Annotated in this window: 17 protein-coding genes; 6 read left to right on the plus strand and 11 right to left on the minus strand. The window is 61.3% G+C overall.

From position 1 onward, the window contains the following. Window positions 1-88: 88 nt before the first annotated feature. The gene (locus tag ABIE28_RS12515; RefSeq protein ID WP_354063391.1) at window positions 89-559 is read left to right on the plus strand and encodes a hypothetical protein; all 471 of its coding nucleotides are present in this window, start codon (window positions 89-91) and stop codon (window positions 557-559) included. A gap of 38 nt (window positions 560-597) precedes the next feature. Here the strand turns inward: ABIE28_RS12515 and ABIE28_RS12520 are convergent, their stop codons facing one another. The 3 genes from ABIE28_RS12520 to ABIE28_RS12530 form a co-directional block, all read right to left on the minus strand. Further along, the gene (locus ABIE28_RS12520) at window positions 598-1641 is read right to left on the minus strand and encodes a cell wall hydrolase (RefSeq protein WP_354063393.1); all 1044 of its coding nucleotides are present in this window, start codon (window positions 1639-1641) and stop codon (window positions 598-600) included. Between the two features lie 259 nt (window positions 1642-1900). After that, on the minus strand, window positions 1901-2455 hold the full coding sequence (locus ABIE28_RS12525) for a hypothetical protein (protein WP_354063395.1): 555 nt from the start codon (window positions 2453-2455) through the stop codon (window positions 1901-1903). Window positions 2456-2529: 74 nt separating this feature from the next. After that, window positions 2530-4794 carry a putative PEP-binding protein gene (locus ABIE28_RS12530; RefSeq protein ID WP_354063396.1) on the minus strand — a complete coding sequence of 755 codons (2265 nt, stop codon included), beginning with the start codon at window positions 4792-4794 and terminating at the stop codon, window positions 2530-2532. 118 nt (window positions 4795-4912) lie between these two features. Between ABIE28_RS12530 and ispH the strand changes: the two genes are divergently transcribed. Beyond that, a complete protein-coding gene (ispH, locus tag ABIE28_RS12535) occupies window positions 4913-5884 on the plus strand; it encodes a 4-hydroxy-3-methylbut-2-enyl diphosphate reductase (protein WP_354063398.1) in 972 nt (323 codons plus the stop codon). Between the two features lie 67 nt (window positions 5885-5951). Next, the gene (gene rnhA, locus ABIE28_RS12540; RefSeq protein WP_354063400.1) at window positions 5952-6395 is read left to right on the plus strand and encodes a ribonuclease HI; all 444 of its coding nucleotides are present in this window, start codon (window positions 5952-5954) and stop codon (window positions 6393-6395) included. Between the two features lie 160 nt (window positions 6396-6555). Here rnhA and ABIE28_RS12545 read toward each other — a convergent pair whose 3' ends face one another. Beyond that, window positions 6556-7536, minus strand: a complete 981-nt coding sequence (locus ABIE28_RS12545) for a DUF808 domain-containing protein (RefSeq protein ID WP_354063401.1) — start codon at window positions 7534-7536, stop codon at window positions 6556-6558. Between the two features lie 65 nt (window positions 7537-7601). Here ABIE28_RS12545 and ABIE28_RS12550 point away from each other — a divergent pair, with 65 nt between their 5' ends. Then, window positions 7602-7940, plus strand: a complete 339-nt coding sequence (locus ABIE28_RS12550) for a hypothetical protein (protein WP_354063403.1) — start codon at window positions 7602-7604, stop codon at window positions 7938-7940. A gap of 42 nt (window positions 7941-7982) precedes the next feature. On the opposite strand, the gene glyS is transcribed toward ABIE28_RS12550, so the two are convergent. The 3 genes from glyS to ABIE28_RS12565 all read right to left on the minus strand — a co-directional run bounded on the left by glyS (window position 7983) and on the right by ABIE28_RS12565 (window position 12554). After that, window positions 7983-10007, minus strand: coding sequence for a glycine--tRNA ligase subunit beta (gene glyS, locus ABIE28_RS12555; protein WP_354063405.1), 2025 nt, complete (start codon window positions 10005-10007; stop codon window positions 7983-7985). A gap of 66 nt (window positions 10008-10073) precedes the next feature. Continuing rightward, a complete protein-coding gene (locus tag ABIE28_RS12560; RefSeq protein ID WP_354063407.1) occupies window positions 10074-11990 on the minus strand; it encodes a DUF2207 domain-containing protein in 1917 nt (638 codons plus the stop codon). A gap of 6 nt (window positions 11991-11996) precedes the next feature. Continuing rightward, a complete protein-coding gene (locus tag ABIE28_RS12565; protein ID WP_354063409.1) occupies window positions 11997-12554 on the minus strand; it encodes a LemA family protein in 558 nt (185 codons plus the stop codon). Window positions 12555-12861: 307 nt separating this feature from the next. Here ABIE28_RS12565 and rnk point away from each other — a divergent pair, with 307 nt between their 5' ends. Next, on the plus strand, window positions 12862-13272 hold the full coding sequence (gene rnk, locus ABIE28_RS12570; protein WP_354063411.1) for a nucleoside diphosphate kinase regulator: 411 nt from the start codon (window positions 12862-12864) through the stop codon (window positions 13270-13272). Between the two features lie 15 nt (window positions 13273-13287). Here the strand turns inward: rnk and ABIE28_RS12575 are convergent, their stop codons facing one another. From ABIE28_RS12575 to ABIE28_RS12590, 4 genes are read right to left on the minus strand one after another with little or no spacing between them, the layout of a single operon-like run. Next, entirely contained in the window at window positions 13288-14211 is a 924-nt protein-coding gene (locus tag ABIE28_RS12575; RefSeq protein WP_354063413.1) for a glycine--tRNA ligase subunit alpha, read from the minus strand. Between the two features lie 52 nt (window positions 14212-14263). Beyond that, entirely contained in the window at window positions 14264-14497 is a 234-nt protein-coding gene (locus tag ABIE28_RS12580; protein WP_354063415.1) for a hypothetical protein, read from the minus strand. Next, window positions 14494-15336, minus strand: coding sequence for a S49 family peptidase (locus ABIE28_RS12585; RefSeq protein ID WP_354063417.1), 843 nt, complete (start codon window positions 15334-15336; stop codon window positions 14494-14496). Before ABIE28_RS12585 ends, ABIE28_RS12580 begins: the two co-directional genes overlap by 4 nt. A gap of 48 nt (window positions 15337-15384) precedes the next feature. Then, on the minus strand, window positions 15385-16164 hold the full coding sequence (locus ABIE28_RS12590; RefSeq protein ID WP_354063419.1) for a tRNA1(Val) (adenine(37)-N6)-methyltransferase: 780 nt from the start codon (window positions 16162-16164) through the stop codon (window positions 15385-15387). A gap of 176 nt (window positions 16165-16340) precedes the next feature. Between ABIE28_RS12590 and ABIE28_RS12595 the strand changes: the two genes are divergently transcribed. After that, window positions 16341-17276 carry a polyprenyl synthetase family protein gene (locus ABIE28_RS12595; RefSeq protein WP_354066448.1) on the plus strand — a complete coding sequence of 312 codons (936 nt, stop codon included), beginning with the start codon at window positions 16341-16343 and terminating at the stop codon, window positions 17274-17276. Window positions 17277-17334 lie beyond the last annotated feature (58 nt).

Below are 17334 nucleotides of genomic sequence, written 5' to 3' on the forward strand. Positions count from 1 at the left end.
AGACAATTAAATTTGCCCCTCCCGTACCGTTATGGTTTCTGATTGGTTAACAAATCAAAGCCTTACGGTTCATTTCGGGACAAAAGCCATGAAACTGCCAGACGGACATTTGCTGCTCGGCATGCTCTTGGGCGCCATCTCGGCAACGGCTCTGGCAACCATGGGTCCCGGCATGGTGGTGCAGGCCTTTGCCGATGCCAGCGTTGGGGGGATAGATCCGTCCCGCCTCGTGCGTTTTGAAGAACGCGACTACACCGTCGACTATGAGGACTGGGTGGCGACCGATCCCCTCTCCACCGCGATGGTCAAGAAAATCGAGGGTGGCAAGGTCAGCTACGTCAACATCACGACCACCGCGACCGGCACCTATTCGACCGACGCGATGTTTTCAAAGCATGTGCTCTATCCGGGGATAACCGTGTCCCAGGTGCCAGACGAGCGCGATTACAACCGCTTCTCGTACTGGACCAATGATGGCTGGACCTCGTTTGGAACCAGCAACGGCAAGTCGTTCATCTACCTGCGCAGCGGCAACGCCACCATGTACTCGCGCAACTAGGCTGGCGCGGGGCATAACTGCCCCACCGCCCTGCCAGATTAGCCGAACAACCAGCCGCTCTTGAACTTGTAGAACACGTGCAGGCCGATCTGGGTGACCCGGTTCATACGGGGCGCCCAGGCGGGGCGCACATATGTCGCGTGGTAGTGCGTCGCGTCGCCGACTTCGGTCAGATAAAGCTCGCCATTGGTGAATTTCTTGGAGATGTCCTCGGCCTGCGCCCAGGATGCGCGGTCGTTGATGGTGTCGGGGATACCATCGCAGGCAAACGAGAACTGGCAGGCATTGCGGCGATGCTGGTTCTGATAGACGACGCCGCAAATGGTGTTGGGATAACGGTGATCCTTGACGCGGTTGAGCACAACCTGCGCCACCGCAACCTGGCCGCGATAGCTTTCGCCACGGGCTTCAAAATAGATCGCTGTCGCCAGGCACCACAATTCCTTGTCGGACACCGACATGGCATTGCCGGTGACATAGCCATCGGAAATCGGGGCATTGGCGCGGGCATAAGCCAATTGCTCGGACGCTAGAGCCGGCAGCGGCGTCTGCATCGATGGCGCGATACCAGCGATTGCGTCGAGTGCGGCAGCCGTTGCCGGATTGATCGAGGCCAGCGACATGCGCGGGCCGATCTCGACATCGCCGGTGGCGCCGGTTCCGATAGCGGCAATCTGGGACTGGCCGAGGCCAATCGCATCGGCGGGGATACCGCGCAGGGTGGCAAGTTGCAGGCGCGCTTCATCGAAGCTGCGCGACATGGCAACCACGTCGACCGGCGGTCGCAAACGGTCGGTCTTTTCGGCGCGGTTGGGGCCGTTAAAGCTTGATGTTTCAAACAGATGATCGACCGAACCGGTGATCACCGGATCGACGCCTGAATAGCTGAGGCTGGCGGAAACGAGGTTGATGTTGGCTGGCAGGCCGTCGGACAGATCGCCTGCGGGGCCGACAGCACCGCTGGTCAGACCTGCATAGCCAAGGCCGCCAATGATCCCGACCACCAACAGCTTGGTGAAGGAATGCCGGCGACGAACCGCTCTAACCGGACGCAACTGCGCCGGCCGGTGTGGATGGGCCATGAATGCTTACTCAACGCTTACGCAACAAAACAACTGATCGGCGAAAGTGACGCTAGAATGCCGACATCTGTAATGATGTCTTATTAGGGTTAGCAGCGAGTAAACGGGCAATACGGCGCAGCAATGAGTTAACCATGGCGCGCATCAGGCAGCATTGTGGACGGCCGATTTGCCGCAGTTGAGCGGTATCGACCGTCCCATAGTGCAACTGGACGGAAAGGCTGTTCTTGAATGGGACAGCGCGATTGTGGGCTGTTGGTTACCCGCAGGCGGCAACGACCGGCGCGACGTCCTGCACGAAGCCCTGCACCTGGAAGCGGACCGACAGCGAGCGCGAATTGACCGGCGTGACGCGAACCGTAAGGTTGGTCGCCCCGGCAAGACCATCAAGGAAAGACGCTGAATCTGCGGTCGTATTGAGCAGGATCGCGGTGTTTTCAGGGTTCACAGGCAGCGTGCGGCTGCGGCCGGCCTGCAGGTCGTATTGCAGGGTTATGCCCGCATCGCGGCCCAGCGCCGACATGGTGTTGCCCGCAAAACCGAAGGCGACGCGCAGAACGCCGGCTTCGCACATCACGGTGATGGTAGCAGGCGCACGACCGGTTGGGCGGGCGGGGATAAGCTGTTCGGACTCCAGCACGACGCGGATGGTATCGGCATCAGCATCTGGCCCCAGGAACAGGGCGTCGTAGCAGGCAAGACGTTCGGTGTCGGCGGCGAGCGTGACGCATTGGGCGAGGCCCGATTGAGCCATGACGGCGTGAGAGGGCATTGCGAAAAGCGGCAAGAGCGCCAGAACCGGCAAAAATTTCACGTCGGTGTGTTCCTATCCCTGTTGCTGGTGACGCCCAGCATCGTCCCCTTCATATGGGGATTGTTGGCTGACATTTAAGCAGAAGCTTGCGCCAAGGTCAGCCTTGCGATGGGGACACGATAGGGTGAGCAGCTCACATAGTCGACGCCTAGCCCCGCAAAGAACTTCAAAGAAGCGGGATCACCGGCATGTTCGCCGCAAATACCGATCTTGAGGGCCGGATTGGCGGCCCTGCCCCGTGCCACAGCGATGGATATCATTTCGCCCACGCCCTTTTCGTCGATGGTGACGAAGGGGTCGCGTTCATAGATCCCCTTGCGCTGATAGGAAGCGAGGAATGTCGGCGCGTCATCGCGGGAAATACCGAAGGTGGTCTGCGTCAGATCGTTGGTACCGAAGGAGAAGAAATCGACCATCTGGGCGATGTCCCCTGCCCGTAGGCAGGCACGCGGCAGCTCGATCATGGTGCCGAACGAGAATTTGACCCGGTCGGTACGAAGCAGGCCCGAATAGGCGGCGATGTCATAGACGCGCTCGCGCACCCAGGCGACTTCACTGGCCGTCGAGACGAATGGCACCATGACCTCCACCGAAACCGGCTCGGTCTGAGTTTCGCTGGCGGCCCGCACACCGGCCATCACCGCCTGCATCTGCATCTGCAGCATCTCGGGATAAGTGATGGCGAGACGGACACCGCGATGGCCAAGCATCGGATTGACCTCGGCAACGCGATCGAGATGCTGTCGCAAAGCCCGGACGGCAAGCCCAAGCGAGGCCGCGGTTTCCTCGATTTCCTCGTCGCTACGCGGCAGGAATTCGTGCAGCGGCGGATCGAACAGTCGCACCGTAACCGGCTTGCCGTTCATGGTCGAGAACAGCGCCGAATAGTCGCCGGTCTGGTAGTCGACGAGGCCGTTGATGGCGCGATTTCGGTCGTCTTCGTCCTCGCTGAGGATAACCCGGCGCAGCGCCACCATGCGTTCGGGCGAAAAGAACATGTGCTCGGAACGCGCCAGACCAATGCCTTCTGCGCCAAAGCTGAGTGCGGTCAGAGCAGAATCGACGGTTTCGGCATTGGTGCGGACGGAGATCTTGCGGCTGGCATCGGACCAGCCGAGCAGTGTGCTGATGGCGCCGCCAATGTGAGGCTGGGCCAGCGGCAAAGTGCCGGCATAGACTGAGCCATCACTGCCATCGATGGTCAGGCGGTCACCAGTGCGGAACTCGCGATCACCGATGCGGCAGACCATTTCGGCGGTATCGACCGAAAGGGTGCGCACGCCAGCAACGCAGGGCTTTCCGGTGATGCGGGCGATCACGCCGGCATGGCTCGACATACCGCCGCGCGCGGTCAGAATGCCGGTCGCGGCCTTCATGCCCTCGATATCGGCTGGGCCGGTTTCGTTGACGACCAAAATGCAGTGCTTGCCGCGCGCCCGCAGCCGAGCCGCATCGTCGGGATTGAACACGATGACGCCACTGGCGGCGCCGGGCGAAACGCCAAGGCCGGTCGCAATAGGTGCGGCGCCCTCGGCGGATTTGAGGCGTGGGTGCAGCAATTGCACGAGCCGGGTCGGATCAACGCGCGTGACGGCGTTTTGCGGCGTCCAGACCTTGCGATTGACGCGATCCACCGCCGCTTCAAGTTCAGCCGCAGCCGAAACCTGAACGGGCCGCGCCGACAGAAAAAGCACCTGGCCACGCTTGATGGCGACGAGGCAGTTCATGTGCCGACCGGCCTTGGCGTCGAGCAGATTGACCAGCGCGTCGATACGCTCGGACATGCGCGGCAGCGGCGCGCCATTGACTGGCGACGGGCCCAGCGTACCTGTTGTGGCATTGCGCGTTAGGAACTGATCGATTTCGCCATCGGCGGCGGCCTGAACCAGCACGATCTGGCGACCACGATCTTCGTCGGCGCGTGCCGTCCAACCTTGGCCAAATCCATAGCTATCGAACGCCGCCTTGATCGCCTTGGCGAGCGCGCGGGTCGGATCGACAGAATCTTCGGGATTGGTAGGCGCGGTGATACCCATCTTGGCGGGCATAAGTCCGCCATTGTGCGTGGCTGCGGACGTACGCACTGCCAACAGCGGCGGCTCGTTGTCCTTGCCGACCAGCTTATAGAGGCAGGCGACCCAATGGGTGCGCAGGCGGACGTCCTTGCGGGCCCGTTCGCCCTGCAGGGCTTCCCACGCCGCACGGGTCAAGGCGATGGTCGGAACGGTGGGGAAACCGGCCTCGGCGACGCGGAAAATCCAGCGCGCCTTGCCGCTCAGCAGCTTGAGCTGACTGGCGGACAGGTTCGCCTTCCCCATGGCTGGGGCGATCGCGAACATTTCCTGAGCCAAACTCACCGTTAAGTCCTTGCCATAATTGCAAATGCATAATGCCTGTGCGGCTAGGCCGCTGCAACAAGACTTGACTTGCTGCGACGACGAAAGCATCTCATCTCATATGGAAAAGCGGCCACAACTAGACATTCTGCTCTGTGCCCCTCGCGGATTTTGCGCGGGCGTCGATCGAGCCATCCAGATTGTTGAGCTTGCGCTCGAAAAATACGGCGCGCCGGTCTATGTGCGCCACGCCATCGTGCACAACAAATACGTGGTCGATGGCCTGCGCGACAAGGGCGCAATCTTTGTCGAAGAGCTGAGCGAAATCCCGGAAACCGGCGCTCCTGTGGTGTTCTCGGCGCATGGCGTGCCCAAGTCAGTGCCAGCTGATGCCAAGAGCCGCAACATGTTCTTCCTCGATGCAACCTGCCCGCTCGTGAGCAAGGTGCATGTGGAAGCGCAGCGCCATTTTGCCGAGGGTCACGAAATCGTGCTGATCGGCCATAAGGGTCACCCCGAAGTGGTTGGCACGATGGGGCAATTGCCGCCCGGCGCCATCACGCTGGTCGAAACCGTGGCCGACGCGCTGGTGTTTGAACCGAAGGACCCGCTGACGCTGGCCTTTGTGACGCAGACCACGCTGTCGGTGGACGACACCCGCGAAATCGTCGGCGCGCTGAAGGGCCGGTTCCCGGCCATCAACGGTCCGCATAAGGAAGACATCTGCTACGCCACGACAAACCGGCAGGAGGCCATCAAGGCCGTAGCGCCTGAGGTTGATGCGATGATCGTGGTGGGTTCGTCAAATTCGTCGAACTCGCTGCGTCTGGTGGAAGTCGCCGAACGCGCCGGCTGCAAGGTTTCCATGCTGGTCGACCGTGCCGCCGAGATCGATTGGTCGCGGCTCGAAGGCATCAAGACACTGGGCGTTTCAGCGGGTGCTTCGGCTCCCGAAAAGCTGGTCGATGAAGTGATCGAGGCCTTTGCGCAGCGCTACGACATCAAGGTCGAGGCCCGTGTGACGGCCAAGGAAAACATCGCCTTCAACATTCCCCGCGAGCTGCGCACCATCGAAGCTGCCGTCTCTCGCTAATCGACTTATCCCCGCGCATGTCCGCCTGCAGTAAGCTGTGGCCGTCGCGACGACTTGGAATTTGCTCATGACCGACACCGTCATCATCCACACCGACGGCGCATGCTCGGGCAATCCGGGGCCCGGCGGATGGGGCGCGATTTTGCAGTATGGGGATAAGTCCAAGGAGCTCAAGGGCGGCGAGGCACTGACCACCAACAACAAGATGGAGCTGACCGCCGCCATCGAAGCGCTCAACGCGTTGACCCGGCCCTGCACCATCGAGCTCCATACCGACAGCCAATACGTCAAGAACGGCGTCCAAAGCTGGATGCATGGCTGGAAGAAGAACGGCTGGAAGACCGCCGACAAGAAGCCGGTCAAGAATGTCGAGCTATGGCAGGCACTGGACGAAGCCACCAAGCGCCATCAGGTATCGTGGCACTGGGTGAAGGGCCATGCCGGGCATGATCTCAACGAGCGCGCCGATGAGTTGGCGCGTGAAGGCATGGCGCCGTTTAAGGGGCGGTGATTTTGGAGCACGCCCTCGTGGTTCGAGGGTCGCTGCGCTCCCACCTCACCATGAGGGCTACTGGAACATTGAGCCAGAAGTAGCCTTCAAGATTGAGCTAAAAGTACCCCTCATGGTGAGGTGCGAATTCTTACGAGCCTCGAACCACGAGGGCGTGGCACTAGGCCCGCTTGGGCAAAACGCCCTTGATCGCCTTCCACGCTGGCGCGATGAGATAGCCCGCCACCGGGATCATCAAAAACCCGAAGGCCAGCCCGCCGATACCGTCGATCAGCGCCGTCATGGCCCATCCGGCGAATCCACCGATGGATGGCACCAGATGCGCAGCCCATTCGGCAGCCGCTTCGACGATGTGTTCGGGGCCGGTGATACCGAAGCTCACCAGACCATGGGCGAGGATGCCGCCACCGACCCAGATCATGGCGGCCGTGCCGACAACGCCAAGCACCTGCATGAACACGGGCATGCCTTTGACCAGCCCGCGACCTATCGCGCGGCCAGTATGGGTGCGACCGTTTTTGGCGAGCCACAACCCGGCATCATCGGCCTTTACGATCAGCGCCACACCACCATAAACGACTAGCGTAATCCCGATACCGACGATGGCCAGAATGATGGCGCGGGTCCAAATATCGGGCGCTTCGATAGCAGCCAACGCGATGGTCATGATCTCGGCCGAGAGAATGAAATCTGTCTTGATCGCGCCGGAAACCTTTTCCTCCTCAAGCGTCACCGCATTGAGGGCAGCAGGCTCCAGCGAGGCTTCATGCGCCTCGGCGTCATGCGGACGCAAGGCGTGGAAGACCTTTTCGGCCCCCTCATAGCAGAGATAGGCGCCGCCGATCATCAGCAGTGGCGTGATGGCCCAGGGCAGGAAAAAGCTCAGGATCAGCGCTGCAGGCAGCAGGAAGATCAGCTTGTTCTTGATAGAGCCCCAGGCGATCTTGCCGACGATGGGCAGTTCGCGGTCAGCAGTAAAACCGTCGACATAACGCGGAGTCACCGCCGCATCGTCGATCACTGCGCCGGCGGCTTTGACACCGGCCTTGGCCGCCTGCCCCGCAATATCGTCGAGCGACGCCGCCGCCACTTTTACCAGCCCAGCAACATCATCGAGCAACGCAAGCAAGCCAACGCTCATGGATTTTTCCTTTGGTCGCGCCAGATTGATTTTGCATTGGGCGTGGCGAAGCGCAACATCTGGTGATGATCAAACCATTTGTCATCGGCCTCGCTGCCCTCGCGCTGACAACACTGCCAGCGCTGGCCCAGTTCCCGCCGCCGGGAATTTATCAATGTGTCGACATGAGCGGCCGAGCGTTTGGCACGCTGACGCTACTGGTCGCGGGCGACTATGATTTCCAGAGCAAGGTCACTTTGGGTGGCACAGGCCAGGTGGCCTCATCCGGCAACAGCGTCTCGGCCGTCAGCGGCCCGCTGGCCGATATCGACCTTAAGGGCAGCTTCACGACCGAGGCAAATGGCGAAGCTTCGTTCATGTTCACCACCACGCTTGGCAGCGTGCTATGCGCGCTGCCGGCGTGAGACCTCGTGGTTCGACAAGCTCACCACAGGGTCGACTTTTAGCTAGCCGGCCACCTTCGAGAAGTCGGCAACCAGATGCATCGTGTCGCGCAGTCGGGCCAGAAGGTTCAGGCGATTGATGCGAACGACCGGGTCGGCGTCGTTGACCAGAACGGCGGTGAAGAACGCATCGACCGGGGCGCGGAGGGTGGCGAGTTCGGCCATGGCGCCCTTGTAGTCGTTCGCAGCGACATGGCTTGAAACAGCGGCATGAACGGCATCGACGGCGATGGCCAAGGCGGTCTCTTCCGGCAGTTTCAGCGCATCCTGATCGACAGTGCCGGAGAACGGCTTGCCGTCCTTCTTTTCCTCGGCAGCAAGGATGTTGGCGCCGCGCTTGTAGCCGGCCAGCAGGTTCTGACCGTCAGCCGACGACAGCAGCGCCGAAAGCGCCTCGGCGCGCTGGGTGACCTGCAGGATGTCATTGCTGTCGGTGGAGATCACCGCATCCACCAGATCGTGGCGAGCACCAGCGTCGCGCAGGGAAACCTTGAGGCGATCGTGGAAGAAGGCCAGCAGGTCGGGCTCCACCTGAAGCGGCAGCTTGAGGTTGTTTTCCGAGATGATGCGGATGACGCCCAGCGCAGCACGGCGCAGGGCGAAGGGGTCGCGCGAGCCGGTGGGCTTTTCGTCGATGGCCCAGAAGCCGGTCAACAGGTCGAGCTTGTCGGCCAGCGCAACTGCAATCGAGGTTGGCTCGGTGGGCACGCGATCGGTGGGGCCGAGCGGCTTATAGTGCATTTCGACGGCCGTCGCGATGTCGGCTGGCTCGCCCTGTGCGGCGGCATAATAGCGGCCCATCAGGCCCTGCAGTTCGGGGAATTCCCCGACCATGCCGGTGGTCAAATCGGCCTTGGCGAGCATGGCGGCGCGCTTGGCGCGTTCTGGATCGGCACCGACCTGCGGGGCGATTTCGGCGGCGAGCTTGACCAGGCGTTCAACACGGGCGAACTGGCTGCCGAGCTTGGCATGGAAGACGGTTTCTTCAAGCTTGGGCAGGCCATGCTCGAGCGGCAGCGCCAGGTCACCATCGTAGAAGAACACGGCATCGCTCAAGCGGGCGCGAATGACGCGCTCATTGCCGGCGGTGATCACCGCGCCGCCATCGGTGGCCTCGGTATTGGCCGTGATGATGAAGTTGGGCGCCAGCTTGCCATTGGCATCGCGCAGGCAGAAGCATTTCTGATTGGCGCGAATGGTGGCGATGATGACTTCTTCGGGCAGGCGCAGGAAATCGGGATCGAACGAGCCCATCATGACCACCGGCCATTCGACAAGCCCTGCGACTTCCTCGAGCAGGCCTTCGTCATTGATGACGGTCAGACCCTGCGCAAAGGCCAACTGCTCTGCATCGGTCTTGATAATGTCCTTGCGGCGGTCGATGTCGAGCACGACCTTGGCGCGTTCAAGCGCTGCCACATAGTCGTCAAAGCGGCGTACCCGGATTGGCTCTGGCGCGAGGAAACGGTGGCCGTAGGTGGTCTGGCCAGAGGACACCTGATTGGTGCCGAATGGGATAACGACCGGCTCTTCGTTTTCAGCTCCGAAAGTGGCGGTGATGGCGCGTAGCGGGCGGACCCAGTTGAAGCTGCCATTGCCCCAGCGCATCGACTTGGCCCATGGGAAATCGGTCAGGATCTTTGGCAGAATGCCCGACAGCAGCTCGACCGCTTCGGCACCGGGTTTGTTGATATGGGCGACGTAGAAATCGCCCTTTTTCGGATCGCTTTCGACCTTGGCCTGGTAAATTGAGCTTAGCCCGGCCGCGCGCAGGAAGCCGTCGATGGCGGGCTGTGGCGCGCCAACCTTGGGGCCCTTCTTTTCTTCGCGCGTATCGGGCGAGCGAGCCGGCAGGCCGGTCACGGTCAGCGCCAGACGGCGCGGCGTGACAAATGCCTTGGCGCCTTCATAGACCAGACCCGCATCCACCAGAGCGTTGGTGACCGCTTTTCTGAGATCATCGGCAGCACGACGCTGGAAGCGGGCCGGGATTTCCTCGGAGAAGAGTTCAAGCAGCAGTTCGGGCATAGCAATACCAAGGGTTAGAAAGCGCGGTTTTGCTTAGCTTGGGGAAGGCGCGATGTCTATTGGCGATTACCAGCCGCCACCACCGCCGCCGCCACCGCCGCCACCGGAAAAACCACCACCGCCGCCTCCGCCGCCTGAGCTGAAGCCGGATGAGCTGGCCTGAACCGGCTGTGCCGCGACCATGGCTGCCGTCATGCCCGCCGCTGCGGCACCGATGGAATTGGAGATTTTGCCGGGCGAGAAGGACCCAGCGCTGCCGCTGTACCAATAGGGGCTATAGACCGTGCCGCGTTCGATATCGCTGACGGCGTTGCGCGCCAGTTCGGCCTCGAAGTGTTCGGCCCAGGGCTTTTCGACGCCGAGCGCAATGGCATAGGGCAGAAGGCGCTCGAAGCGGCTGATGGTCATCGGCGGTTCGCCGACAATGTTCATGCGGTTCTTTTCGGCTGTATCGAGATAGAGCTTTAGCCCATCGATCTGGTCCATGACCTTGCGGCCCTGAATGGTCGGGGCGCGCATTAGCACCGCGAAGATGACGGTGATCAGCACAATGGATGCTGCTGCAACGCCTGCGGTGTTGATCGTGATGTGGGTGAAGGCTTCAAGCCCGCCGCCGATGAAATTGAGGCCTGCGATCACGACCCAAAGCAGGATGAAGAACTTGCTGAAGGCGTTGCCCTTCCACAAGGCTTCGGCGACCGTGCTGAACAGGCCAAGCACCACGCCGACAACGATACCGACGATCAGCCAGATCGGTTCGAGCACATCGAGCCAGACCATGGCCACCAAAATACCGGCGGCGAGAATCACGCCGAAGATGGCAAAGCTGGTGTTGTGATTGAACCAGACGCTGCGGTTTTCGCTTTCGATGGCCGACTGGAACGCCGCGCGCTGCTTGTTCAGCTCGACCCCGTTGTCCTTGTCGACCGACACTGTGCCCTTGGTCTTGAGGTAGTCGAACAGGTTCTGCTCGCCACCCGGCAGCGGTGTTTTTGGCGCGGTGTCGGTGACCGTCACTGACAAACCGTTTTTGGGATTGTCGATCTTGACCAGCCCTTTGACGCCAAGGTCGAACAAAGCCGAGGTGAAGGCCGTCCAACCCTTGAAACCCCAGTTGTGCACGTAGTGCGTCAGGGCCGGGGAAAAGTCCTTGGGGGCATGAAACAGTGGGATGATCGTGCCCTTGGGCGGATCGCGGCCAACCCGGTTCCAGGCCGTGACGTTATAGCCGAGCACCAGCACCACGCCGAGAATCGGCAGGAACACCTCGCGCATGTCGGACAGCCATTGCAGCAGCGCATCGATGCCGGTGGGAGCGATAAGGATGCCCTTCTGGAACTTGATCGCGAAGCTCATCCCCTCGCCTGCCGCTAGCGGGCGGTCGGTGCGAAAGGTTGCAGTGTTGTCGGAGGTGCGCGTGATGGTCACCGCCTGTTCGGTCGAGCCGACATCGCCGGTATAGGCGACCAGATCGGAAATCACCGCGCCTTCGGGCAGCGTGACACGGGCGACCGAGCGAACGATCGGGAAAATCCAGTAATTGCCGGTGGCGTTCCAATAGAGTTCGTCGTGATCGTCAAAGCTGCGCGCCATGCGGGCCATGGTGTAGGTGACGACGTAACGGTGTTTGCCACGCGTGACGAACTGGTCGCTGTCGCCGATCCAGATGCGGACGAAATCGCCCATTCGTTCAGTGCGATAAGGCTCACTGGCGCCGTCGCGGGTGACGGTGGCCACGTCCAGTTCCGAGCGGATCTTCTGGCCGGATATCGACAGCTGAACCGTTGGAATATCGCGATAGATGCCGCGCCTGATGTCTATGCCTTCGGCGTTGATGTCGATGGTTTCAATGACACGGACCGAGCCATCGGTGCGCAAGGTGACATCGGCCGCAAAGCCTGAAATCTCCTCACGCGCAGCGACCGGCAGGGCCAGTGTTAGCGCAATCAACGCACCGACGACGAAGCGAAGCAGCAGGCGCATGGCAGATCAGAACTTGACGGAAGGAACGGCGCGGTCGGCCTCGTTCTCGAGCTCGAAATACTGCGCCTTCTGAAAGCCGAATGGACCGGCGATAAAATTGGACGGAACCGATTCGACCATGACATTGAGGTTACGCACGGCGCCATTGTAGTAGCGGCGGGCCATCTGGATCTCGTCTTCGACAGTTTGCAAAGCAGCCTGGAATTCAAGGAAGGTCGTGTTGGCCTTGAGGTCCGGATAGGCCTCGGCGGTCGCGATCAGGCGACCCAGGGCAGAGGACAGCTGGCCTTCGGCGGCAGCACGTTGTTCGGGCGTGCCATTGGCGGCACTTGTGGCTGCTGCGCGGGCATTGGTCACTGCTTCGAGCGTTTCGCGCTCGTGGCTCATATAGCCTTTAACGGTTTCCATCAGGTTGGGGATGAGGTCGGTGCGGCGCTTGAGCTGCACGTCGATGCCGGACCAGCCCTCTTCCACCATCTGCCGGTTTTTGACCAAGCCGTTGTAGATGGTGACCGCGTAGAGCGCCGCGACGACGATTACGCCAAGAATAATCCAACCGAACATATGCTCAACCCCCGCAAGCAATTCAAACTATTGGGCGGACATTGGCACTCCGCCAGCAAGCACGCAATGGCCGCCGCTTGACTTCTGCCAAAGCCGCACTAGCTTATGTGCATGATTAGAAGCGCTGAACATTGGCTGGAAAATCCTCTCGTAGGATCACACCCCTAAGCATGCCCGCAGCGCCGGCGCCTGCTTAGGGTAGGCTCGCCGCGTTCATCGCGCGATCTGGCGCATCATATTTTTCAATCATTCCCTGCCGAGACGGCGCGCAATCGTGCGCGACGACGGCTATTCGAGACAATCTAAAATGACAGACACACAATCTAACGACCTGAACCCAGCCATCGTGCTGAGCGCAGCAGACCACCGCCAGCTCAACATTCTGGCCATGGCGGGCCTGACCCACACCCCCGATCAGTCCGACGACCTGCTCTATGAGCTGGAGCGCGCGCAGATCGTGGACGACACGCATGTGCCCAACGATATCGTGCGCATGGGCTCGACCGTCAGCTACCGCACCGATACCGGCCAGGAGCCGAAGGTGACGGTGGTTTATCCGGTGGATGCCGACATTGCGGCAGGCAAGATTTCCATCATGACGCCCGTGGGTACGGCCCTGATCGGGCTGCGCGTTGGCCAGTCCATCACCTGGCGCAGCCGGGATGGCCGTCGGCATATGCTGACAGTGCTGACAGTGACCCCGCCAGTCGAAGGCTAGGCTTTACCCAAAGGGTCAGGCGGCGCCGCCGCCTGCCGTGTGCAGCCAGGCTTCGCCGCAGGCCTTGGCCAATTCGCGAATGCGCAGAATATAGCTCTGGCGCTCGGTGACAGAAATGACACCGCGTGCATCGAGCAGGTTGAAGTTGTGCGCAGCTTTGAGCACCTGCTCATAGGCCGGGATTGCCATGGTCTGGCGATCGCCAACCGTGCCCTTGGCCAGCACGGCGCGGCATTCCTTTTCCGCATCGGCGAAGTGGCGGAACAGGATTTCGGTGTCGGCGGCCTCGAAATTGTAGCGGCTCGATTCCTGCTCGTTCTGCAGGAACACGTCGGCATAGGTGACCTTGTTCTCACCAGTGCCGCCATTGAAGTTGAGCTCCATGATGGAGTCGACGTTCTGTAGATAACAGGCCAGACGCTCCAGACCATAGGTCAGTTCGCCCGCAACCGGATTGCATTCAAAGCCGGCGACTTGCTGGAAATAGGTGAACTGGCTGACTTCCATGCCGTCGCACCAGACTTCCCAGCCCAGGCCCCAGGCGCCAAGCGTCGGGTTTTCCCAATCGTCTTCGACAAAGCGCAGATCGTGCACCTTCGGATCGATGCCAATGGCATAGAGCGACTTGAGGTAGAGGTCCTGAATGTTGTCTGGTGATGGCTTGAGGATCACCTGGAACTGATAATAGTGCTGCAGCCGGTTCGGGTTTTCGCCATAGCGGCCATCCTTGGGGCGGCGCGACGGCTGGGCGTAAGCGGCGTTCCAGGGCTTTGGCCCGAGCGCGCGCAAAACGGTCGCCGTGTGGGACGTGCCCGCACCCATTGGCATGTCATAGGGCTGCAAGATCACACAGCCCTGCTCCGCCCAGAACTGCTGGAGCGTGAGGATCAGACCCTGGAACGAGTTCTTCGGGTCCATATGCGACGGGCGGTTGGTCATGTGGCAGTCCCTAATATGCGGGACAAACCTCTAGTTTGACCGTCCGTTATGGTCAACGGCGTTTGTCGTCGTCGCCGGGGCGATATGTGCCGTCTTCGTCGCGTTTGAGGTCGATAACGCCGGGTTGTTCACGTTCGCGAAGGTCGCGTTCGCGACGCAGGCGCTTGACCTCTTCGTCTTCGGCCTTGAACTGGCCGGTCCAGTCACGCCAGATCTTGCGGACGCCCAGCCAGATGGCGATGCCAATGATGACAAAGATCAAAACACGCAGCAACATGCCGGTCATAGCCCAAACCTCGCCCAGACGGAGCGATCCTCAACGGTGGCCGAGATGTCGCCTGCCAGACCCGCCGCAAAGCCGATGCGTGGCACGCCAAACCAGGGGCGTTTGGGTTCAATGACTTTGAGCTCGATATCCTTGCCATAGCGAGTGTGGAGGACTTCGTGGATGTCGCCGATGGAATCGGCGAGGCCCAGATCGACGGCACGGATGCCCGTCCACCACTCGCCGGTGAACAGCGCATCGTCGGCAGCCCTAAGCTTGGCGCCGCGACGGGTTTTCACGACGTCGATGAAGACGTTGTGGATATCGATTTCGAACTGCTTGATGCGTTCGATGTCGCTCTGCTTTTCGGGCAGGAACGGGTCAAGCGTCGACTTGTTGTTGCCAGCAGTATGAACGCGGCGTTCTATGCCCAGCTTTTCGAGCGCACCGACAAAGCCGAAGCCAGCCATGATGACGCCGATGGAGCCAACGATCGAGGATGGGTCGACGATGATTTCGTCTCCTGCCACCGCGATGAAATATCCGCCGGATGCGGCTGCATCTTCGACGAAGACCAGCACGGGCTTGTTGTGCTCGTCGGCAAGATCGCGGATGCGCTTGGCGATCAGCCGGCTTTGCACCGGCGAGCCGCCGGGCGAGTTGACGATGATGGCAATGACTGGCGCCGACTTGACGGAAAAGGCGCGTTTGAGCAGCGGCGCGACGCTGGCAATATTGAGCCGCCCCTGACGCTGTTCGGCAGCGATGACGCCATGCAGGCGAATGACGGGAATGGTGGTTTTGCTGCGCCCGATCAGGCGCTGCAGCCAGTTTCTTTTCGGCGTGGTCGGTTCGGCCATGCTCGATCCTTCTTGCTTCGCGCCAGATTTAGGGCGTCGCGCCGTCGATTACCAGACGAGGCGGGCCGTCCCACGAAAGATTGCGTCAAACTCGGGCGCAAAATCGCGCCCCGCCGCCTCGTGCAAGGCGCGGCTGGCCAACAGCGTTAATGGCGCGCGAGAGCCCTTGATGCCCCGGATCAGTATGCGGCTGGCGGGCTCGCCCGGACGTGGTGTGAGCGGCAGGACGGTGACATTGCCAAAGCGCTGGGTGAAACCGGAGAGCAGCGGCGCAAGGCTTTGGGCTGGATAGACAAAGATGATTTCGCCCCCCGCGCTGGCGGTGCCCGCAGCGGTCTTGATCCACAGATCGAGCGATGTCGCATCGAGATGGCGGGCCCCTGCCCGGCCCGGATCGGCGGCAAGCGTGCCATCAGTAAAGAATGGCGGATTGGCGATGACGCTGTCGAAGGCGTTGTCAGCGAGCCCGGCCGCGTGACGGTCCGCGCCTTTCCCGGTGACATTGGCGAGGAGGACTGTAGTTCGGTCGCCGAGGCCGTTTTCGTCGGCATTGCTACGCGCCAGCGCTGTCGCGTCCTCGTTCTGGTCGGCGAGCGTGCCTAAAAGCGAAGCGTTGTGCGTCATCGCAACGAATGCGGCGGTGCCGACGCCGCAGCCCAGATCGAGCAGTTTTTTGCTGCCGAGCGACACCGCAGCGCCCAGCAAAACGCTATCAAGCCCGGCCCGAAAGCCGTGACTAGGCTGCGACAGAGTCAGCCGACCACCCAAAAAGGCGTCGCGCGTAACGGATTGGTGTTTTACAAAGGCTATGGGCTGGTCTAGGGACATCGCACCCCGAATGGCCGGTTTCGACGCGACCTTATATGCGCGGGTGCACAAGGCTCAACCAGATTTGCCCGATGTCGGCAAACGAGGACGGAACAACAGTGTCAGTTCTGACGCAGATCAAAGAAGAGCCGGTGAGCAATCCGGTCGAACGGCTTCTGGTGGCGACCGCCACTGATATGAGCCGCGTAAACGAGCTGATTCTCAGCCGTGCGCATTCCCATGTCGATATGGTGCCGGAACTGGCGCGCTATCTCATCGAAAGCGGCGGCAAGCGCCTGCGGCCGATGTTGACCGTGGCCGCTGCCCAACTGTTCAAAAAAGGCACTGGCAGCGCGATCAATTTCGCAGCAGCCGTAGAATTTATGCACAACGCCACGCTGCTGCACGACGACGTGGTGGACGAGAGCGATATGCGCCGCGGCAAGCCTGCGGCCCGCATGGTCTGGGGCAACAAGGCCTCGATCCTGGTCGGCGACTTCCTGCTCGGCCAGGCCTTCATGATGATGGTGGAAACCGGCGACATCGGCGCTTTGGGCGTGCTCTCTGCAGCATCGGCCGTGATGGCCGAAGGCGAAGTGTTCCAGCTCTCCAAGACCGGCGACCTGACCACCACACCGGCCGACTATGCCGAAGTGATCCGTGCCAAGACTGCAGTGCTGTTCCAGGCGGCGTGCGAAGTTGGCGCCATGTCCGGCGGCGCCGATGCGGCCGGACGTCAGGCTTTGGCGCGCTACGGCCTTGAGCTGGGCAACGCCTTCCAACTTGTTGACGACGTGCTCGACTATGGTGGGCAAGCCGGCACGCTTGGCAAGAACACCGGCGACGATCTGCGCGAAGGCAAGATGACACTGCCGGTGATTCTGGCGCTGTCGGAAGGCACCGAGGATGAGCGCGCCACCATCGGCAAGGCACTCGGCGATGCCGAAGCTACCGACGCACAGGTCAACGCCGTCGTCGCCATTATGGAACGCTACAAGACGCTGGAACGTACGCTGGAACAGGCCCAGGGCCATGCCCGCGCCGCACAGCAGGCACTTGAGATTTTGCCCCAGTCCGAAATGCGGGCGCTATTGGGTGAAGTCGTCGAGCACAGCGTGGCTCGGGCGTTTTAGTCGCTAGCGAGTATACACCCTAGCAAGGCCCCCTCACCCGGCGCTACGCGCCGACCTC

Source organism: Devosia sp. 2618 (assembly GCF_040546815.1).
Lineage (GTDB): Bacteria > Pseudomonadota > Alphaproteobacteria > Rhizobiales > Devosiaceae > Devosia.